8 protein-coding genes are annotated in these 21766 nt (G+C 76.3%); 2 read left to right on the top strand and 6 right to left on the bottom strand.

What is annotated here, in order from left to right:
- From OG556_RS38030 to asnB, 4 genes are read right to left on the bottom strand one after another with little or no spacing between them, the layout of a single operon-like run.
- Window positions 1–6492, bottom strand: a complete 6492-nt coding sequence (locus OG556_RS38030; protein WP_331744767.1) for an amino acid adenylation domain-containing protein — start codon at window positions 6490–6492, stop codon at window positions 1–3.
- Complete coding sequence (locus OG556_RS38025; protein WP_331744765.1) at window positions 6489–8276, bottom strand: non-ribosomal peptide synthetase; 1788 nt, start codon at window positions 8274–8276, stop codon at window positions 6489–6491. Before OG556_RS38025 ends, OG556_RS38030 begins: the two co-directional genes overlap by 4 nt.
- Window positions 8273–9016: an aspartate/glutamate racemase family protein gene (locus OG556_RS38020; RefSeq protein ID WP_331745473.1), complete on the bottom strand. Its 744-nt coding sequence runs from the start codon at window positions 9014–9016 to the stop codon at window positions 8273–8275. Before OG556_RS38020 ends, OG556_RS38025 begins: the two co-directional genes overlap by 4 nt.
- The gene (asnB, locus tag OG556_RS38015; protein ID WP_331744764.1) at window positions 9013–10896 is read right to left on the bottom strand and encodes an asparagine synthase (glutamine-hydrolyzing); all 1884 of its coding nucleotides are present in this window, start codon (window positions 10894–10896) and stop codon (window positions 9013–9015) included. Before asnB ends, OG556_RS38020 begins: the two co-directional genes overlap by 4 nt.
- 324 nt (window positions 10897–11220) lie before the next feature.
- On the opposite strand from asnB, the gene OG556_RS38010 reads away from it, so the two are divergent.
- Window positions 11221–12054 carry an alpha/beta fold hydrolase gene (locus OG556_RS38010; protein ID WP_331744763.1) on the top strand — a complete coding sequence of 278 codons (834 nt, stop codon included), beginning with the start codon at window positions 11221–11223 and terminating at the stop codon, window positions 12052–12054.
- Between the two features lie 74 nt (window positions 12055–12128).
- On the opposite strand, the gene OG556_RS38005 is transcribed toward OG556_RS38010, so the two are convergent.
- The gene (locus tag OG556_RS38005) at window positions 12129–19385 is read right to left on the bottom strand and encodes an amino acid adenylation domain-containing protein (protein ID WP_331744761.1); all 7257 of its coding nucleotides are present in this window, start codon (window positions 19383–19385) and stop codon (window positions 12129–12131) included.
- A 446-nt stretch (window positions 19386–19831) separates the two neighbouring features.
- Window positions 19832–20308 carry a GNAT family N-acetyltransferase gene (locus OG556_RS38000; protein WP_331745471.1) on the bottom strand — a complete coding sequence of 159 codons (477 nt, stop codon included), beginning with the start codon at window positions 20306–20308 and terminating at the stop codon, window positions 19832–19834.
- Window positions 20309–20774: 466 nt separating this feature from the next.
- On the opposite strand from OG556_RS38000, the gene OG556_RS37995 reads away from it, so the two are divergent.
- Entirely contained in the window at window positions 20775–21686 is a 912-nt protein-coding gene (locus tag OG556_RS37995; RefSeq protein ID WP_331744759.1) for an ABC transporter ATP-binding protein, read from the top strand.
- Window positions 21687–21766: the final 80 nt, after the last annotated feature.

Here is a 21766-nt window from a genome sequence, read left to right as displayed (position 1 = left end):
TCAGTCCCTCCCTGTCGGTGCGGTCCGGGTCGTCGGCCCGGCCGGTGTGTGCTGGTCGGCGGCCGGGCCCTCGGCCCGGTCCCGGGCCTCGCGGCGGGCCCTGGCGCGGGCCCGGACGGCGCTCTGGCGGCGTTCGCCGCGCGGCTCGGCGGTCTCGGCGGCGGCTCGGCCGTCCGGGGCGGCGCCCTCGGTGAGGCCGGCCGCGAACTCGGCGATGGTGGGCCGCCCGAAGACGTCCACCAGCCGGACCGGCCGCTCCAGGCGGCGGGCCAGCTCCAGCTGGAGCCGGGCGGCCAGCAGCGAGTCGCCGCCGGCCTCGAAGAAGTTGGTGTGCCGGCCGACCGGGCCGCCGCCCAGCAACTGGCGCCAGGCGTCGGCGACGAGCTGCTCGACCCCGGCCAGCGGGGCGGCGTCGGCGGGCCGGGCGGCGGCCCCGGGCAGCGGCAGCCGGGCCCGGTCCCGCTTGTTGGTGCGCGTCCTGGGCAGCGCGTCCAGCAGCAGCACGGTGTCCGGCACGACCGCGGCCGGGAGCCGCTCGGCCAGGTGCGCCCGCAGCTCGGCGCCGGTGACCCCGGGCGCCGCGACGGCGTAGCCGACCAGTCGGCGGGCCCCGCCCTGGCCGTGCGCGGCGGCGGCCGCTTCGCGGACCCCGGGGTGCAGCTCCAGCAGCGCCTCGATCTCCTCCAGCTCGATCCGGTTGCCGCGGATCTTCAGCTGGCTGCCGATCCGGCCGACGAACGCCAGCTCGCCGTCCGGGAGGCGGCGGCCCAGGTCCCCGGTGCGGTACAGCCGGCCCCCGGCCTGCCAGGGGTCGGCGACGTACGCCCGGGCGCTCTCCTCGGGCCTGCGGTGGTACGAGCCGGCCAGGAAGTCGCTGCGCAGGTGGATCTCGCCGACCACGCCGACCGGGCAGAGCCGGCCCCGGCGGTCCAGGACCACCGCCTCGCGGCCCGGGATCGGGCTGCCGATCGGTACCCCGGCCGGGAACTCCTCGCCCGGCGCCAGCTCGCGGTGCGTCGCCAGCACGCACTCGGTGGGCCCGTAGAGGTTGTGCAGCCGCGGCCGGTCGGGACGGTGCGCCCAGGCGGCGGCCAGGGCCACCGGGAGCACCTCGCCGGCCATCAGCACGTGGGCGAGGTCCGGCAGGTGCGATCCGGTGGCGTCCAGCGCCTCGGTGACCAGTTGGAAGAAGGCCGGGACGGTCTGGATCTGGGTGATCCGCTCGGCCCGCAGCCACCCGGCCACCGCGAGCGGGTCGCGGCGCAGCCCCTGCGGCGGCAGGCAGAGCACCGCGCCCGAGCAGAGCGCGGCGAACACCTCGGTGTACGCGGCGTCGTAGGTGAACGGGGCCCACTGGGCGATCCGGCTGTCCGACCGGATGCCGAAGTGCTCGCGCTGCCAGTGGGCGAACTGGGCGAGCGCCGCGTGCGGCAGGGCGATGCCCTTGGGCGTGCCGGTGGAGCCGGAGGTGTAGACCAGGCAGAGCGGGTCGCCGGGGCCGGCGGGTGAGGCGGCCGGGGCGGGGCCCGCGGGCTCGTCGGCGGCCGGTACCCGCGGGTCGACGGCCTCGACCGGGACGCCGGCGAAGTGCCCGACGCCTTCCCGCAGTTCGGGGTGCAGGGCGAGCGTGCTCTCGGCGGCCAGCAGGCACACCGGTTCGGCGTCGGCCAGCAGCGCGGTCAGGCGGGCGTCCGGGTCGGCCGGGTCGAGCACCGCGAAGGCGGCCCCGGTCTTGGCGACGCCGAGGATCGCGGCGCTCTGCACCGGGCCGGCGGGCAGCAGCACCGAGACGAACCGGCCGGGGGCGGCGCCGCGCTCCAGCAGCCGGGACGCGATCCGGTCGCTCCAGACGTCGAGCTGCCGGTAGCCGACCGTCACGCCCTCGGCCCGGATCGCGGGGGCGTCCGGGCGGGCGGTGGCCCGGGCCCGGAACAGCTCGGACACCGAGACGGCGTGCCCGGCGCGCGCCTCGCCCGCGGGGCGGGCCGGGCGCGGGGCGGGCAGAGCGGGGTCGGTGAGCTCGACGGCGTCGAGGGGGGCCTGCGGCGAGGCCAGGGCGGCCCGCAGCAGGACGTGGAAGTGCCGGGCGAAGCGGTCCGCGAACTGCGGGCCGAAGCGGTCCGTGGCGTACTCCAGGGCGCCGGCGATCCGGTCGGCGCGCTCGTCCAGGGCCAGGGTCAGGTCGTACTTGGCCGCCCCGGTGGGGACCTGGCGCAGCACGCCGGCGGCCGCGCCCAGCCGGACGTCGGCCGGCGGCGCGTCCTGGAACACCAGCGAGGCCTGGACCAGGGTCGGGCGGCCCGGGTCGCGGGGCAGGCCGAGGCCGGCCACCAGCCGGTCGAAGGCGACCAGCGGACGGCCGAGGTCGCCCGCCAGCGCCCGCCCGGTGCGGGCGGCGAGCTCGGCGAAGGACGGCGCCCCGGCCAGGTCCACGCGCACCGGCAGGGTGTTGGCCAACGAGCCGACCAGCGACTCCAGTTCGGGCCGGTCGCGGTTGGCGACGGGCACGCCCACCAGCACGTCGTCGCTGCCCGCGTAGCGGCCCAGCAGCGCCGCGTACACGGCGAGCAGCAGGGTGAAGGGCGTGGTGCGCAGCCGGGCGGCGCCCTCGCGCAGCGCGGCCGTCAGCTCCGGGGCGAGCGCCACCGGCAGGGTCTCGCCGGCTCCCGTCGGCCGCGCCCGGGTCGGTGCGTCGGCGGGCAGGTCGAGCACGCCGGGGTGCCCGTCGAGCCGCTTCAGCCAGTACTCCAGGTGTTCCTGGCGCAGCCTCAGGCCCGCCTCGTCGGCGCAGTCGGCCGCGTAGCCGGCGAAGTCCAGGTCGAGCGCGGGCGGCGGCTCGGCCAGCCCGAGGCGGGCGGCGTACAGCGCGGCCAGCTCGCGCACGGCCACGCCGATCGACCAGCCGTCGACCGCGAGGTGGTGCGCGGTGCACAGCAGCACCGAGCGCTCGGGGCCGGTGCGCACCAGGGTGAGCCGCAGCGGCGGCTCACCGGCCAGGTCGAAGGGGCGCACCGCCTCCGCCCGGGCCAGCTCGGGCACCTCCTCGGGCGCCGCGTCCAGGACGGCCAGGGCCGGTGCGGCGGGCGGCGCGAGGACCAGCACCGGGCCGTCCTCGCGCAGCTCGCAGCAGGCGGCGAGCACCGGGTGCCGGGCGGTCAGGTCGGCGAGTGCCCCGGTCAGGGCCGCCTCGTCCACCGGGCCGGTCAGGTCGAGCGCGGCGGGCAGGTGGTAGGCGGGCGAGTCGGGGGCCAGGCGGTGCAGCAGCCACAGCTGGCGCTGCTGGTCGGTCATCGGGACGGCGTCCGGGGCCGGCCCGGCCGTCCGGACGGCGGGCGCCGGGGCGGCGGGCCGCACCCGCGCCAGGGAGGCGGGGGTGGGGTCGGTGTAGAACTCGGCGAGCGAGGGCGCGGCGCCGAAGCGGGCCCGGACCCGGCCGAGCAGCCGGGTCGCGGCGATGGAGTTGCCGCCGGCGGCGAAGAAGTCGTCGGTGGTGCCGACCCGCTCGGGCGGCAGGCCCAGGACCTCCGCCCAGAGCGCGACGGCGGCCCGCTCGGCCTCGGTGACCGGTGCGCTGCGCCGGGCGGCGGTGAGCTCCCCGGCGCGCAGCAGCAGCGCCGGCCGGTCCACCTTGCCGCTGGTGTTGAGCGGCAGCGCGGGCAGCGGGGCGATCACCCCGGGGACGGCGGCGGCGGGCAGCCGCTCGCGCAGGTGCCGGCGCAGGCGGTCGGGCAGCCCGTCGTCCCCGGTGCGGGCGGTGACGAAGGCGACCAGCCGGGGCCCGGCGGGCTGCCCCCGGTCCACGACCACCGCCGCCTGGCGGACCTCGGGGTGGGCGGCGAGCAGGGACTCCACCTCGCCGACCTCGATGCGGTGACCGAGGATCTTCACCTGCTGGTCGGCCCGGCCGAGCACGACGATCCGGCCGTCCGGCAGGTGGCGGGCCAGGTCGCCGGTGCGGTAGACGGTGCCGCCGGCCGGGTCGACCGGGTCGGCCACGAAGGCGGCGGCGGTCAGCTCCGGGCGGTTGCGGTACCCGGCGCTCACGCCGGCCCCGCCGATCACCAGCTCGCCGACGGCCCCGCGCGGCACCGGCCGCAGCCGCCGGTCCAGGACGTAGCAGACGGTGCCGGCCACCGGGCGCCCCACCGTGACGCCCTCGCCGGGCAGCACCCGCCCGACGGTGGACCAGATGGTCGTCTCGGTCGGCCCGTACAGGTTCCACAGCCCGGCGCAGCGAGCCAGCAGCCGATCCGCGAGGTCGGCGTCCAGGGCCTCGCCGCCGCACAGCGCCCGCAGTCCGGGCCGGCCCGCCCAGCCGCCGTCCAGCAGCCCGCGCCAGAGCGAGGGCGTGGCCTGCATGACGGTGGCGCCGCTGCGCTCCAGCAGCGCGCCCAGCGCCTCGGCGTCGCGGACGCTCTCGCGCGGGGCGACCACGACCCGGCCGCCGGCCAGCAGCGGGGCGAACAGCTCCAGGACGGAGATGTCGAAGGTGATCGAGGTGACGGCGAGCAGGGTGTCGTCGGCCCGCAGTCCCGGCTCGGCGCGGACCACGCTGTGCAGCAGGTTGGCGACGCAGCCGTGCGGCACCGCCACGCCCTTGGGCAGCCCGGTGGAGCCCGAGGTGTACATCAGGTACGCGAGGTCCTCGGGGCCGGCGCCGGGCAGCGGCTGCCCGGTCCCGGCGTCCGGGCCCTCGTCGAGCAGCGCGGCCGGGTCGGCGGCGGGCAGCCCCTCGGCGGGGTCGCCGATCAGCAGGCGGGCGCCGCTGTCGGCGAGCACGTGCTCGGCCCGCGCGGCGGGCATGGCCTCGTCCAGCGGGACCAGCACGGCCCCGGCCCGCCAGATGCCGACGATCAGCGGCACCAGCTGCGCGCCGCGCTCGACGCGCAGGGCCACCCGGTCGCCGGGCGCCACGCCGTACCGGGCCACCAGCCGGCGGGCGACCAGGTCGGCGGCCGCGTCGGCCGCGGCCCGGTTGAACGCGCGGCCGGGTGACTCGACGGCCGGTGCGGCGCCGTCCTGCCGGGCGAGTTCGCGCAGGGCCTCGGGCACGGTGGCCCAGGCGCGCTCGGCGTCGGGCGCCCGGTTGAAGTCCACCAGGACGCGCCGGCGCCGGCCTTCGGAGAGCACCGGAAGCTCGGCCAGCGGCCGGTCCGGGTCGGCTGCGGCGGCCTCCAGCAGGCACAGCAGCGAGTCCGCGAAGTCGGCCGCCGTCTCGGGGGCGAGCAGCGCCGTGCGGTACTCCAGCGTCGCGTCCAGCGCGCCCGAGGGGCGCGGGCGCAGGAAGAAGGTCAGGTCGTACTTGGCCGTGCCGCTGTGCGAGGGCGCCGGGGCGGTGGTGACGCCGGGCAGCTCCAGGGTGGTGGTGGGGCCGCTGTGGAAGGAGTACATCAGCTGGAACAGCGGCGTGCGCCCGCCCGCGGCCCGGCCCAGCCGCTCCAGGACCAGGTCGAAGGGGGTGTCGCGGTGGCGCAGGTCGGCCTTCAGGTGCCGGCGGGTGCGGGCCAGGGCCTGCCGGAAGCTCGGCTCGCCGCCGAGGTCGCTGCGGTGGGCGACGAGGTTGAGCAGCGGTCCGACGACGCCGGCCAGCGCGGTGCGGCCGCGGGTCGCCACCGGCATGCCGACCACCAGGTCGTCCTGGCCCGTCCAGCGGGCGGCGGTGGCGCAGAAGGCGGTGAGCAGCACGGTGGACAGGCTGGCCAGTTCGCCCCGGCCGAAGGCGCTGAGCCGGGCGGCCAGGTCGGCGGGGACGGTGAAGTGGTGCAGCGCGCCGGCCGCCGGGTCGCCGCCGGGGCCGACGTCGGACGGCAGGTCGGCGGTGGGCAGTTCGCCGCCCAGCCGGGTCTGCCAGTGATCGATTCCGCCGGCGTGGCTGGTGTCGCTGTCGTCGCCGCGCTGCCAGGCGGCGAAGTCGCCGAAGTCGGGTCCGGCGGCCGGTTCCTGGGCCGGGTCCGGGTCCGGGGCCTCGCCGCCGAGTTCGGCGGCGTAGCAGGCGGCCAGCGACTCCAGGAAGACGCCGAAGCCCCAGGCGTCGACCACGATGTGGTGGGCGGTGAACAGCAGCAGCGAGCGGTCCCCGCCCAGCAGGAACAGCTGGGTGCGCATCAGCGGGGGCCGGGCCAGGTCGAAGGGCACGGCCACGGCGCGGGCGGTGAGCTCGGCGAGCCGGTCCGCGCGCTCGCCCTCGGGGACGCCGGTCAGGTCGACGGTCTCGACGGCGGGGCGGACCCGGTCGGCGAACAGCTGCCACGGCTCGCCCGCCCCGTCGGCGGTGACGGCGCAGCGCACCACCTCGTGCCGCCGGGCGACGGCGGCCAGCGCCCGTTCCAGGGCGGCCACGTCCAGCGGGCCGCTGACGTGGAAGGCGGCGCTCTCGTTGTGCAGGGCGGTGCCGGGCAGCACCTGCTCGGCCCGCCAGATGGACCGCTGGGCGTAGGACAGCGGCGCGCGGGCGCGGTCGCCGCGCAGCGGCAGGGAGGTGTCGCGGCTCATCGGCGGCCGCCCTCCGGCGAGGCGTCCGCGCGGCCGGCGGCGACGGCCGCGGCCAGCCCGGCGACGGTCGGGTCGCCGACGTACACCCGCAGCGGCACCTCGACGCCGAAGCGGGTGCGCAGTCCGTCCAGCAGGCGGGCGATGCCCAGCGAGTCCCCGCCGAGCAGGGCGAAGTCGTCGTGCCGGCCGACGGCGGGCACGTGCAGCAGCTCGCGCCACAGCTCGGCGATGCCGGCCTCCAGGCCGTCCAGCGGCTGTTCGCCGGTGCGCCCGGCCAGGGCGGCGGCCGGGCTGGGCAGCGCCCGCCGGTCGGCCTTGCCGCTGAGGGTGCGCGGGATCGCGGCGAGCCGCAGGTACAGGGCGGGGCGGGCGGGGGCGGGCAGGCCCTCGGCGGCGTGCGCGCGCAGTTCCTCGTCGGTGGCGCCGTCGGCGACCAGGTAGGCGCAGAGCACCGGTTCGCCGTCGGCCTCCTCGACCAGGGCGGCGCAGACGTCCGCCACCGCGGGGTGGCGGCGCAGCAGGTCCTCGATCTCGCCGAGTTCGACCCGGGCGCCGTTCACCTTGACCTGCTGGTCGCGGCGGCCCAGGACCTCCAGGGTGCCGTCGGCGCCGAGGCGGCCGAGGTCGCCGGTGCGGTACCGGTCCGGTGCGGCGAAGCCGCCGGCCGCGTCGCCCAGGTAGCCGCGCAGCGGGAACGGGGTGCGGATCTCGATCTCGCCGATCGCGTCCACCACCGGGCGTCCGCCGAACAGCACCGCGATCTCGACCCCGGGCATCGGCCGGCCGGCCGGGACGGTCTCGGCCTCGGCGTCCTCGGCGGTGAGCCGGCGGAAGACCTTGGTCATGGTGGTCTCGGACGGCCCGTAGAGGTTGACCAGTTCCTTGCCGTCCCCGAACAGGCCCCGCCACCAGGCGATGTCGGCGGGGCGGACCGGCTCCCCGGCCATCAGCACGCTGCGCAGCCGCGGCAGGGAGTCGGCGGCCAGCCCGGCGGCGCGCAGGGTGCGGAACACGGTGGGCACGCAGTGCAGCAGGTCGACCTGCTGCTCGGTCAGCCAGCGGGCCAGGGCCGCGCCGACGGGGATGGCGCCGGGCGCCGGGAGCACGGCGGTGCCGCCGGCGCACAGCGGGACGAGGGCGTCGCGCAGGAAGGCGTCGAAGCCGGGGGAGGTGAGCATGGAGATCCGGGTGCCCGGGTCGATGCCGAACTCGGCGATCTCCCAGTCCAGGAAGTGCGCGACCGCCTCGAAGCTGCCCCGGATGCCCTTGGGGCGGCCGGTGGTGCCCGAGGTGAAGTAGACGTAGCCGGCGTCGGGGCCGCTGATGCCGGTCCAGTCGTCGGCCGCCCAGGGCAGCGGGGTGATCGACTCGGCGGCGAGCAGCGGCAGTTCGCCCTGTCCGGCGACGGCCAGGTGCTGCCCGGCGACGGTCGGGCCCGGCCCGGCGGCGGCCAGCGCGGAGCGGCCGGCGGCGTCGGCGAGCACGGTGCCCGGCCGGAGGTCCTCCAGCAGGGCCGTCCAGCGGGCGGCGGGCTGGCGGGTGTCCACCGGGGCGAACGGGCGGCCGGTGGCGGCGCAGGCGAGGATCGCCGCGACCACCGGGACGGGGTCCGCGCAGGCAACCAGGACCGGGCCGGTGCCGGTGGCGAGGCGGTCGCGCAGGCCGGCGGCCAGCCCGGCCAGCTCCTGGTGGCTCCAGACCCGCTCGGCGGTGGCGAGGGCGGGGGCGGCGGCTCGGCGCTCGACCTGGTCGGCCCAGCGGTCGAGGATGCTCGTGTGGCTCACAACTCTCCGTTCATGATCCGGTGGGCCACGACCGTCAGCGGGTCGAGGGAGGGCAGGGCCTCGCTCAGACCGGCGTCCTCGATCGCCCTGGTGACCAGGTGCAGCTCGGTGCAGGCGGCGACGAAGGCCCGCACGCCGTAGCGGGGCAGGGTCTCGCGCAGGAAGTCGATGGTGCGGGCCGGGTCCTCGCCGCGCTTGAGGCGGTGGATCTCCCGGTGCAGCGCCTCCTGGTCCGGTGGGCGCAGCGCCACCAGCTGGCCAGCGGCCCGGGCCCCGGCGGCGCCCGAGGTGAGGATGCCGGCCCGGGCGGTGCCGGAGGAGCAGAGCAGCAGGTGCGGTTCGCCGGCCGCGGCCAGTTCCTCGTGCACCACGTCGACCAGCGAGACGCAGCGCGCCGCGAGGTCGGCCGGCAGGTCGCCGAGCACGTGGTGGGCGGTGATGCAGGCGATCACCACGCGTTCCGCGCCGGCGGCCAGCAGGCCGCGCAGCGAGGACTCCACGGCGCGGCGCAGCTCGTCGAGTTCGCCGCTGCCGATGGCCTCGGTGCGGTCCACCACGGCCGGGTCGGACCAGAGCAGCACCCGCGGGGTGTCCTGCTCGGGGTGGAGCCGGCAGGCCCGGTAGACGGTGCGCAGAAGTTCGACGGAGGCCAGCGGGCCCATGCCGCCGACCACCCCGACCAGCGGGTGGCGCGGGCGGGTGCCGGGGTCGGCGATCGGCCCGGCGGCTGTGGCGGTCATCCCAGGCACGGCAGATCGAACTCCTCGACGAAGAGGGCGAAGGTCGCGACGAGCATCAGGTAGTCGGTGTCCAGGTGGGCGTGCACCTGCTGGCCGTCGCCGCGCTGACGCTGCGTCAGGGCGGCGACGGTGTCCGGGTCGAAGTAGCCCTGGCGGCGGACGGTCGCGGGGGAGACCAGCTCCTCGAACCAGTCGGCGCCGGTGCTCAGCAGGTGGCTGCTGGTCTGGCCGCGGAATCCGTACTTCTGCCGGCTGAGCACCTCGCCGGGCACCAGCCCCTCGGCCGCCCGGCGCAGCACGGCCTTCTCCCGGCCGTGGGCGAGCATCAACTCCGGTGGCAGCGTGGTGGCGTGGTCGACCACCGCGTTCGCCAGGAAGGGAAAGCGCAGCTCGACGCCGTTGGCCAGGGCCATCCGGTCGCCGTGGTCGCCGAGCAGGTGGTCGGCGAGCCGCAGGTGGTAGTCGAGGTAGGAGCGCTGGTGCAGCGGGTGGCGCCCGGCCAGCCGCCCGGGGTCGACCAGGCGCTGGTTGGTGACGGAGAACTCGTCCAGCCCGTAAGCCAGGTCCTCGGCGTACAGCTCGCGGCGGAACTCCTGGGCGGGCAGCTGGTCCTGCTCGTAGCCGAGGTCGACGCCCCACATCCGTTCGCGGATCTCGCGCTCCAGCCGGGCGTCCAGGCCGGTGAGCCGGCTGCCGCCGAGCCCGGTGGCGTCGAAGCGGTAGCCGGGGTAGCCGCCGAACAGCTCGTCGGCGCCCTCGCCGCTGAGCGCGCCGACCGTCCCGGCGGCGCGGACGGCCTCGGACAGCGCCAGCGAGCAGACGTTGTACGACTCGCGCACGGGTGCCTCGGCGTGGCGCACCATCGCGGTGATCCGCTCGGCCACCTCGTGCTCGCCGACCGGGACTTCGTGGTGCTCGGTGCCCAGCTTGGCGGCGACCAGCCGCTGGTGCGGGCCCTCGTCGAAGTCGCGGCCGGGGAAGGTGACGGAGAAGCTGGGCCAGGCGTGGCCGGGCCGGGCCCGGGCCATCAGGGCGCCGATCAGGCTGGAGTCGAGGCCGCCGCTGAGGTACATGCCGATCGGCACGTCCGCGAGCAGCCGGCTGCGCACGGCCCCGTCGAGCAGTTCGGCGGTGCGGTGGGCGTACCGCTCCAGCTCCCGGTCCAGGGCCTCGGGGGCCACCGGGTCGAGGTCGGCGGCGAGCGGGAAGTCGAGGTCCCAGTACCGTTCGGTGCGCACGCCGGAGCGGTCGGCGATCAGCCGCTCGCCGGGGCGCAGGGCGCTGATGCCCTCGAACATGGTGCGCGGGCTGACCAGTCCGGGCAGCGTCAGCACCTGGTCGAGGCCGCGCAGGTCCACCCGGGCGCTGACGGCCGGGTGGCGCAGGATCGCCTTGATCTCGGAGGCGAAGATCAGCTGGCCGTCGGCGACGGTGTAGAAGAGCGGGACGATGCCGGCCCGGTCGCGGGCGAGCAGCAGCCGCTGCGCGGCGGCGTCGTGCAGCGCGAAGCCGAACTGGCCGTCCAGGTGGGCCGTCAGGTCCTCGCCGTACTCGCGGTACAGGTGGAGCAGCACCTCGGTGTCGTTCTCGGTGCGGAACCGGTGGCCGCGGCGGCTCAGCGCGGTGCGCAGCTCGCGGTGGTTGTAGATCTCGCCGTTGCAGACCGAGACCAGGGTGCCGTCCTCGGTGCGGTGCGGCTGGTTGCCGCCGGCGAGGTCGTTCAGGGCCAGCCGGCGAAAGCCCAGGCACAGGCCGTCCGTGGCGTAGTGGCCGTCGTCGTCGGGGCCGCGGTGCACCAGGCACGCCGTCATCTCCCGGACCACGGCGGCATCGGCCGGGCGACCGCCGCCCAGGACGAATACGCCGGTTATTCCGCACATTCTGTCCGCCCTCTCCCGTCGTGCGTTCGGAACTCGTCGTCGGAACTCGTCGTCGGAACTCGCCGATCGAAATACTCTGGAAATATCCGAAAGAAACCCGGACGAGGAGCACCGTAACAGAGCTCGGTGTTCCGGGAAAGACTCAAGATCCTTATGCGCCAACCAACTATTTCAGGGCACAACTGAGCTGCGGCATCGCCCGGTTGGATCTGCTCAGGGCATGCCGGAAAGCAGGCTGGACCAACCCGTGAATTACCGCATAAAGTCGTGCGGGAGGCCTGTTCAGGCTTCGCGTAATTGACTGGGGAAGAAAAAGGAGCAGCGATGACCGGTTCGTCCGCCGTACAGCACGACGAGGTGGCCCGATGGACGCCGTGGCACCGGGACGCCGCGCCGAACGGGCGGTCCGGGCCCGTGCGCGTCTACTGCCTGCCGCACGCCGGCGGCTCCGCGAGCGCCTACCTGCCGTGGGCCCGGTCCGGCGAGCAGCCGGGCCTGACGATCGTTCCGGTGGAACTGGCGGGCCGGGGCACCCGCCTCGCCGAGCAGCCGTCGGCCGTCATGGACGAGGTCGTCGACGGCCTGCTCGCCCTGCTGGCGAGCCGCCCGGCGGACGAACCGTTCATCCTCTTCGGCCACAGCATGGGCGCCCGGATCGCCTACGAGACGACCCGCCGGCTCGCCGCCGAGGCGCGGCCGCTGCCGCTGTCCCTCGTGGTCTCCGGCGGCCGGGCCCCCGGCACGCCGGACGTCACCCGGCTGCACGGACTCACCGACGACGAACTCCTGGAGCGCATCGTCGGCCTCGGCGGGACCCCGGCCGAGGTGCTGGAGTTCGCCGACCTGATGCAGATGATCCTGCCGGTGCTCCGGGCCGACGTCACCCTGCTGGGCGAGTACAACGACCGGATCCGGCCGACCGTGCTGCCCTGCCCGGTGCTGGCGCTCGGCGGCGCCGACGACCTGATGGCCGGACCGGAGTGGATCACCGGCTGGCGGTCCACCACGGCGGCCGGCTTCCGCCACCGCATCCTGCCGGGCGACCACTTCTTCCTGCACCAGCAGCGGGCCGAGGTGCTCGCGGAGCTCGCGGCGCAGGCCCGGGCGTGCCTGGACACCGCGGACGGCCCCCAGGAGGGCCGGGCGCCGGGCGCCTGACCCCGGCCGCCCGGTTCCGTACGACGGGGCCGGGCGGCGGGTGGCGGTCCGTCCGGAACGCTCCGGACGGACCGTCATCGCCGGCCCTCGTCGGCCCGTCGCAGGACGGCGGCGACGACCCGGGCGATCTCGTCGATCGGCCCGGCGTCGGCGAGGTCCAGGTGCCGGGCGGCGAGCGGGTGGTCGGCCACCGGCCCGGTGGTGTGGGCCGACCAGACGGCCACCGTCTGCTGCGGCCGGTGGTCGCCGGTCGCGGTGAAGGTGGTCAGCGGCGCGTCGAGCACCCCCGGGGTCCACGCCGCCATCAGCCCGGCGTGGTAGCGGCAGGAGTCGAGGAACACCGCCAGCTCGTCCTCGTCGCGCGGCGCGGCCTCGCGCAGCGCCACGGCCAGCCGGTCGAGGAGCTCCGAGGGCTTGGGCCGCCACTGCTGCGCCAGGACGGCCGCCACCTCGGCGGCGGGCGCGCCCGTCGCCGTCAGCAGCTCGGCCAGCACGGCGGTGTCGGTGACCTCCCCGGCGTCCGGCGGCGCCGGATGGCTGTCCAGCAGCGCGACCAGGTCGACCTGCTCGCCCTGCTCGCGCAGCAGCACGCCGATCTGGTGCGCGACCAGCCCGCCGAAGGACCAGCCGAGCACCCGGTAGGGGCCGTGCGGCTGGACGGCGCGCATCCGCGCCAGGTACTCCCGCGCCAGGCCGTCCACGTCGGCCGGCCGCTCCCCGCCGCCGACCGGGCCGATGCCCTGGAAGGCGTAGACCGGCTGGTCCGGGTCGAGCCCGCGCAGCAGGCCGATGAAGCCGAGGCCGTCGCCCGTCACCGGATGGACGCAGAACAGCGGTGCCCGGCCGCCCGCGGCCCGCAGCGCCAGCAGCGGTTCGAAGGGGGCGTCGGCGCGCCCGGGCCGCTGCCCGGTCAGCCGCTGCGCCAGCGCGGCCGGGGTCGGCGCCTCGAACAGCGTCTTCACGGGCAGGTCGACGCCGAACTCCGCGTGGATGCGCTCGACCAGCCGGATCAGCAGCAGCGAGTGGCCGCCGAGCAGGAAGAAGTCGTCCTCCGGGCCGACCGCGGGCACGCCCAGCAGCTCGGCGAAGACCGCGACCAGCGTGCGTTCGGCCGGCGTGCGCGGCTCCCGGGCCCGGCTCTCGACGTGGGTCTGCGGCTCGGGCAGCGCCCGGCGGTCCAGCTTGCCGTTGGCCGTCACCGGGAGCGCGCCGAGCAGCACGTAGGCGGTGGGCACCATGTGGTCGGGCAGGTGGCCGCGCAGGTGGGCGCGCAGCGTGGCGGCCGTGGGCGGCTGCGCGGCGCCGTCCGGCACCACGTACGCGACCAGCCGTACGGCGCCGGCCCGGTCCTCGCGCACGGCGACGGCGCAGGCCGTGACCGCCGGGTGCTCGCCGAGCCGGGTCTCGATCTCGCCGAGCTCGATCCGGTGGCCGCGCAGCTTCACCTGGCTGTCCACCCGGCCCAGGTACTCCACCACGCCGTCGGGGCGGTGGCGGGCCAGGTCGCCCGTGCGGTACATCCGGGTGCCCGGCGCGCCGTGCGGGTCCGCGACGAAGCGCTCGGCGGTGAGCGCCGAGCGGCCGAGGTAGCCGTACGCGAGCTGCTCGCCGGTCAGGTAGAACTCGCCCGGCACGCCCGGCGGGACGGGGTTGAGGGCGGTGTCCAGGACGTAGCCGCCGGAGTTCCAGACCGGCCGCCCGATCGGCACCGGGTGCGCCTGCTCGTCCGCCGGGCCGCACTCCCAGGCCGTCACCTCCACGGTGGCCTCGGTGGGCCCGTAGAGGTTGTCCAGCCGGACGCCCGGGAGCACCTGCCGGAACCGGCGCACGGTGGCCGCGGGCAGCGCCTCGCCGCTGGCCACGACCAGGCGCAGCCCGGTGCACTCGGCGGCCCGCGGGTGCTGGAGGAAGACGTCCAGCATGGACGGCACGAACTGGGCGACGCTCACGCCCTCGCGCTGGATCAGCTCCGCCAGGTAGGCCGGGTCGCGGTGCCCGTCGGGCTTCGCCAGCACCAGGGTGGCGCCGGTGATCAGCGGCCAGAAGAACTCCCACAGCGAGATGTCGAAGCTGGCCGAGGTCTTCTGCAGGACGCCGTCCCGGGCGCCGAGCCGGTACTCCTCCTGGCCCCAGCGCAGCCGGTTGGCGATGGCGTGGTGCGGGACGAGCACGCCCTTCGGCCGCCCGGTCGAGCCCGAGGTGTAGATCACGTAGGCCGGGTCCCCGGGGCCGGGGGCGGTCGGCGTGACGCCCTCGGGCGCCGGCAGGTCCTCCGGTGACAGGCACGGCACGCCCTCGGCGGGGCGCAGCGCGGCGGCCTGCTCCGGGGCGGCGATCACCGCGGCCGGGCGGGCGTCCGCCAGCATGTACGCGAGCCGGTCGGCCGGGTAGTCCGGGTCCAGCGGCAGGTAGGCGCCGCCGGCGCGGTGGACGGCGCACAGCGCCACCACGAGCTCCACCGAGCGGGGCACGGCCACCGCGACCCGGCTGCCCGGGCGGACGCCGACCGCGGCGAGCCGGCGGGCCAGCGCGTCGATCCGGCGGTCCAGCTCGGCCGGGCCGAGTTCCCGGCCCTCGAACACCAGGGCGGGGGTGTCGGACGGCGCGGCGAGCCCTGCCGACACCAGGGCGGCCAGCGTGGTCGGCGCCAGCTCCCGCCGCTCGCCGGCGGAGCGCTCCAGCAGCCGAGGCCGCTCGCCCTCGGCGGACAGTTCGAGCCGGGAGATCGGCCGCTCGGGGTCGGCCGCGGCCGCGCCGAGCAGCCGCGTCAGGTAGCCGGCGATCGCCTCGACCGTGGCCCGGTCGAACAGGTCGGCGCGGTACTCGACGGCGCCGGTCAGCTCGTCGTCCGGGCCGGCGGGCGTGCCCAGGGTGACGGTGAGGTCGAACTTGGCCGGCGCCGGGCCGGCGGTGAGCAACTCGCTGTCGAGGCCGGGGATCTCCACGGCGGCGCCCGCCTGCTCCATCACCAGGGCGACCTGGAAGAGCGGGTGGCGGCCGGGGGAGCGCTCCGGGTTGACCAGCTCGACGATCCGCTCGAACGGCAGGTCCTGGTGGGCGTAGGCGGCGAGGTCGGCGTCCTTGACGCGGCGCAGCAGCTCCCGGAAGCCCGGGTCCCCGTCGGTGTCGGTGCGCAGCACCAGCGTGTTGACGAAGAAGCCGACCAGGTCGTCCAGGGCCTCGTCGGTGCGCCCGGCGACCGGGGTGCCGATCGGCAGGTCGGTGCCCGCGCCGAGGCGGGTGAGCAGCGCGGCCAGACCGGCCTGGACGGCCATGAAGAGGCTGGCGCCGTCGGCCCGGGCGAGCTCCGCCAGGGCGCGGTGGTCCGCGCCGCTCAGCCGCAGCGGCACCCGGCCGGCCTGCTGGCCGGTCTCGGCGGTGCGCCGCCGGTCCACCGGCAGCGTGATCTCCTCGGGCAGGCCGGCCAGCGCCCCGCTCCAGTACTGCCACTGCCGGGCGGCGGTGCTGCCCGGGTCCTGGTCGTCCCCGAGCAGGGCGAGCTGCCACTGGGTGTAGTCGGCGTACTGGACGGGCAGGGCGCTCCACTCGGGGGCCCGGCCGGCCGTGCGGGCCTGGTAGGCGGCGCCCAGGTCGCGGGCGAGCGGGCCCATCGACCAGCCGTCGCAGGCGATGTGGTGGACCGTCAGCAGCAGGACGTGCCGCTCGGGGGCGAGGGCGAAGAGGTGGGCGCGCAGCGGCGGTTCCGACGCGAGGTCGAAGGGCTGGGCGGCGGCGGTGCGCAGGGCCTCGGCCAGGCGCTCCTCGGTCACCGGGGCGGGGACGGAGTGCCGCAGCAGCGGCGGGAGCTGCTCCGGGGCGAGGATCCGCTGGTGGGGAGCCGCGTCCCCGCCGCGGGGGAGCGGGAAGACGGTGCGCAGGGCCTCGTGGCGCACGGCGCAGTCGTGCAGCGCGGCGGCGAGGGCGTCCACGTCCAGGGTGCCGGTCAGGCGCAGAGCCAGCGGGATGTGGTACGCGTCGCTGTGCGGGTCCAGCTGCTGGAGGAACCAGAGCCGGCGCTGGGCGTGCGAGAGCGGGATCCGCTCGGGGCGGGCGGCGGCGGTCAGCGCCGGGCGACATCGCCCGGCGTCCACCGCGCGGGCGAGCCCGGCGGCCGTCGGGCTCTCGAAGACCGCCCGGATGGGCAGTTCGGCCCCCAGGGCGGTGCGCACCCGGCTGACCAGCCGGGTGGCGAGCAGGGAGTGGCCGCCGAGCGCGAAGAAGTCGTCGTCGGGGCCGACCTCGGCCACGCCGAGGACCTCGGCGAGCAGCGCGCACAGCGCGGCCTCGCGGGCATCCCGGGGGGCCCGGGAGCGGCCGGTGGCGGCCCGCAGCTCGGGCTCGGGCAGAGCGGAACCGTCCAGCTTCCCGCTGGAGTTGAGCGGGAGCCGGGCCAGGACGGCGTAGGCCGCCGGGATCATGTAGTCGGGCAGCTGCCCGGCCAGCAGCTCGCGCACCTCGGCGAGGTCGGGGGCGTTCCCGTCCTCGGTCACCAGGTAGGCGGCGAGGTGGCGCTCCTCGGCGCCGGCGCCCCGGGCCAGGACGGCGGCCTGCACGATCGCGGGGTGGCGCAGCAGCACCGCCTCGATCTCGCCGGGCTCGATCCGGAAGCCGCGGATCTTGATCTGCCCGTCGGCCCGGCCGAGGTACTCCACCTGGCCGTCGCGGCGCATCCGGGCGAGGTCGCCGGTGCGGTACATCCGGGCGCCGGGCGGGCCGTACGGGTCGGCGACGAAGCGCTCGGCGGTCAGGGCGGGGCGGCGCAGGTAGCCGCGGGCCAGGTGCGGCCCGGACAGGTAGAGCTCGCCGGGCACGCCGAGCGGGACGGGGCGCAGCAGGTCGTCCAGCAGGTACGCCCGGGTGTTGTCGAGCGGGCGGCCGATGACGGGGGTGCGGCTGTCGGCCAGGGAGCAGGCGAGCGCGTCGACGGTGCACTCGGTCGGGCCGTAGTAGTTGAACACCGCGACGTCCGGCAGGGCGGAGAGCTCGGTCCACAGCGCCGGCCCGACGGCCTCGCCGCCCAGCATCAGCACGGCCGGGCGGTGGTGGCCCTCGGCGAAGAGGCCGGCGGCGGTGAGCGCCGGGACGTACGTCGGGGTGAGGTCCAGGAAGTCGAGGCGCTCCCGGCGGACGTAGCCGACCAGGGCCTGCGGGTCGAGCCGGACCTCGTCGCTCAGCAGGTGCAGCGGGTGGCCCTCCAGCAGCCAGAACAGCGGCTCCCAGGCGGTGTCGAAGGTGATCGAGGCGACCAGGCCGAGCTGGAGGCGCCGGCCCTGCGGGCCGCCGGACGGGCGGACCATGCGGGTGCGGTGGTGGCGCATCAGGCTGCTGAGGCCGCCGTGCGGGATCACCACGCCCTTGGGCACCCCGGTCGAGCCGGAGGTGTGGATGACGTAGGCCGGGTCGTCCGGACCGGTGGGGCCGGTGCGGTCGGCGTCCGTCAGGTTCCCGCCGGGGTGGGCGGCGACGGCGGCCCGCGCCCCGGGCTCGTCCAGCACCAGGACGGGCGCGCCGTCCGGCAGCCGGTCGGCGTCGGCGGCCGTGGCGAGCACGCAGACCGGGGCGGCGTCGGCGAGGATGCCGGCCAGCCGCTCGCGCGGCACGGCGGGGCTGACCGGTATGTAGGCGGCGCCCGACTTGAGGACGGCGAGCAGCGCGATCAGCAGGTCGGTGGTGCGCGGCAGCGCCAGGACGACGTAGCGCTCGGGGCCGGCGCCGCGCCGCACGAGCTCCCGGGCGAGCCGGTTGGCGCGCTCGTTGACCTCGGCGAAGGTGAACCGGCCGTCCTCGGCGACGAGGGCCGTGACCTCGCCCTCCAGGGCGGCGCGCTCCTCGAAGGCGCCGTGGTACGTCACCGCGGGGGCGCCGTGGTGGGTCACCGCGGGGGCCGGCAGGGCGGGCAGGGCGGGCAGGGCGGGCAGGGCCGGCAGGGCGGGCCCGTGGGCGCGCTCGAACAGGTCTAGCCGCTCCTCGGCGCCGAGCAGGTCGTACGCGCCGATCCGCTGGTCCGGGTCGGCGGCGGCCGCGGCGAGCAGCCGGCCGAGCCGGGCGGTCAGGGCCTCGGCGCCCGCGCGGGTGAACAGGTCGGTGCTGTACTCGACGAAGCAGCCGAGCCCGGCCGGGGCGCCGTCGGCGTCGTGCACCTCGCGCATGTTGAAGGACAGGTCGAACTTGGCTCCGCCCGGGCCCGCCTCGGTGATCTCGGTCTCGATGCCGGGCAGCGTGAGGGAGGCCTCGGGGGTGTTCTGGAAGGCCAGCATCACCTGGAACAGCGGGTGCCAGCCCAGCGAGCGGTGCGGGTTGAGCGCGGTGATCAGCCGCTCGAACGGGAACTCCTGGTGGGCGAAGCCCTGGAGGTCGGTGCGGCGCACCCGCTTGAGCAGCTCGCGGAAGGTCGGGTCACCGGAGGTGTCCAGGCGCAGGACCAGCGGGTTGACGAAGTAGCCGACCACGTCGTCGTAGCGCTCGTCGGTGCGGCCCGCGATCGGGCTGGCGATCGGGATGTCCGTACCGGCCCCCGACCGGGTCAGCACCGTCGCCAGCGCCGCCTGGAGCACCATGAACATGCTGACCCGGCAGGAGCGGGACAGCGCCAGCAGCTCGCGGTGCAGCTCGGCCGGGAGGTCCCACGGGAAGTACTCGCCCCGGTGCGACATCGCGGCCGGGCGGGGGTGGTCGGTGGGCAGCTCCAGGAAGTCCGGCAGGCCCGCCAACGCCTGGCGCCAGTAGACGAGTTGGCGCCCTCCCTGGCCCTGCGGGTCGTCCAGGTCGCCGAGGTTCGCGTGCTGGCGCACGGCGTACTCGGCGTACGTGCCGGGCAGCGGGGACCAGACGGGCGCCCGGCCCTGGCTGCGGGCCAGGTAGGCGGTGCTCAGGTCGCGGGCCAGCGGGGCCAGCGACCAGCCGTCGCCGGCGATGTGGTGCAGCACCATCAGCACCACGTGCTGCTGCGGGCCGAGCACGAACAGCTGCACCCGCAGCGGGGCCTCGGACTCCAGGTCGAAGACGTGCCCGGCCCCGGCCTCGATCAGGGCGGGCAGCTCCTCCTCCGTGACGGGCACCACGGTGAGGACCGGCGGCAGCTCGGCCATCGCCAGCACGTGCTGGCGCGGCACGCCGTCGCGCTCGGGGAAGACGGTACGCAGGGCCGCGTGCCGCTCCACCACGTCGGCGAGGGCGGACCGCAGCGCCTCGTGGTCGACCGGCCCGGTCAGCCGCAGCGCCACCGGGACGTTGTACGAGGCGTCGCCGCCTTGGAGGCGGTCGTTGAACCAGAGCGCCAACTGTGCGTACGACAGCGGTGTCTCCGCGGGCAGGCTGTGTTCGCCCAGCACGGGGCATCCCTCCAGGTGGAACCGCCCCGCCGGCCGGGTGGGTCGGGCGGGCCGGACGGTGGTTTCCGGTGGCTCTTGGCCGTTGTGGGCCCCGGCCGTTGTGGGCCCCGGCCGTGGTGAGTCGCGGCCGGGGCGAGTCGCGGCCGTGGTGGGTGACGGGCCGACGGGGGGCCCCGGCCGTGGTGAGTTCAGGCCGTTGTGGGCCCAGCCGTGGCGAGTTGCGGGCCATGGTGATGCACGGACCGTGGTGATCCACGGACCGTGGTGATGTGGGGCCGTCGTGATTGACGGACCGTGGTGATGTTGTGGGCCGCCGGGCCCCCGGGGCCGTCGCGGGCCCCCGGCCGTGGTGGCCTCCGGGGGTCCTTGTGGGCTCCGGGGCCGCGGGGGCCCGCCGACGTCCCTCGGCGGGGGGACTACCGGCTACCGCGCTGTGCGGGCGGGAGTCACGCGGTCCAGCGGTAGGTCATGTCCGGCTCGTTCTCCTCGTTGCGGCTGCCGTCGTTGGTGTCCACCACGACGAAGCCGTGCCGCTCGTAGAAGGCGCGCGCCTCGGTGTTCTTCTGGAAGACGTGCAGCGAGAGCTCCTGCGGGCTGGCCGACTTGACGGCCTCCAGCAGCACCGTCCCGATGCCGCGGCGACGCGCCTCGGGCCGCAGGTAGAGGTGGTCGAGCAGGTTGCCGTCGAGCGAGGCGAAGCCCAGCACGGCCCCGGTCCCGGCGTCCTCGGCGAGCCACACCCGGGTGTCCGGGAGCACGACGTGGGTGATCCAGCTGAGGGTGGCCTCGTCACTGTGCAGACGGGGCAGGTACGGCATGGTCGCGGTGCGGGAGGCCAGGAAGACCTCGGTGACGACATCGGCGTCCTCGGCTACCGCGGCCCGCAGGCGGACGTTCGCGGTGAGCGGTCCGTCGGACTGCATCCACATCTCCTCGGTCAGGTGCGTGAAGGGGTGGTGGTGCCGCGGGTGACGACCGAAGGAGGAATACGTGATCAGCACCCGTCGCACACCGACGCTACGGTCGCGAACTACGGGTGATGGAGCCGAATTTCCCCCCGGATGGGCCGACATAGTGCGTCCCGGCGGCATTGATCTTCGAGCAACCTAACACCTGGTCATGGACAGGGGAACCCCCGAAAGCAGGTTCCTGACAAGTCGATTCTGCGGTTAGATGATCGCGCGGGCCCGGCCCCCGGGGAGCGAGGATTTCGGCGCACCGGGCGGTGACATTCCCCGACTTCCCTTGTACCTTCCCGACGCCGAACTTCCCCTGGCTTCGCCCGACTTCCTTCGCCTTCCTCGCCTTGCCCTGCACTTCCCCTGCACTTCCCCCGCGCATCCCCTGCGCTTCTCCTGCCTTCCCCGACTCCCCGAAAGGAGCGCCCGCGTGGACACTCCTGCCGTCCGAATCAGCGGCGCGGTCAAGACGTTCGGTGCCACCACCGCGGTGGGCGGCCTGGACCTGGAAGTGCCGCCCGGCATGTTCCTGGGCCTGCTCGGGCCCAACGGCGCGGGCAAGTCCACCACCATGCGGATGCTCACCGGGCAGACCCGCGCGGACGCGGGCACCGTGGAGGTGTTCGGGCACCGGATGCCGGAGGACTCCCGCCGCGCCCGCTCCCTGGTCGGCGTCGTCCCGCAGCACGACAACATCGACCCCGAACTGACGGTGCGCCAGAATCTCGACGTCTTCGTCCGGTTCACGGCCCTGCCGCGCGAGCGCTACCGTGAGGCGGTCGACCAGGCGCTGGCCGCCGTCCGGCTGACCGACCGCGCGCACACCCGCGCCGACGCGCTCTCCGGCGGCATGCGCCGACGGGTCCTACTGGCCCGGGGCATCGTCAACAACCCGCGGCTGCTGCTCATGGACGAGCCCACCGTCGGCCTGGACCCGCAGATCCGGCAGGACCTGTGGGACGTCATCGACGGGATGCGCGAGAGCGGCACCACGGTGGTCATGTCGACCCACTACATCGAAGAGGCGGAACGGCTCGCCGACGAGGTGGCCGTGGTGACCGGCGGCCGGGTGATCGCCCGGGGCACCCCCGCCGAACTGCTGCGCGCGCACGCGGGCGCGCAGGCCGCCGAGTACCGGGGCGACGCGGCCCGGCGCGAACTCGTCGAGGCCGAGGCCACCCGGGCCGGACTGCCCAGCCGGCGCACCGGGCCCGCGGTCTCCGTCCTGCGCGCCGAGACGATCTCCGCGGAACTGCGCGAGCGCCTCGGCCCGCCGGACGTGCTGCGCCCGACCTCCCTGGAGGACGTGTTCGTCGCGCTGACCGGAGAACTGTTCGGCTGAGCCCGGGCCGGCCGCTCCCCCGCTCCCTCGTCCCCCTCGCTCCCTCGCCTACCGCCCGCCTGCCCGCCCCCACAGAGAGG

The organism is Kitasatospora sp. NBC_01300 (assembly GCF_041435235.1).
Lineage (GTDB): Bacteria > Actinomycetota > Actinomycetes > Streptomycetales > Streptomycetaceae > Kitasatospora.
Note: the sequence above shows the minus strand (reverse complement) of the source record. Positions and strands in the feature narration are given on the sequence as shown.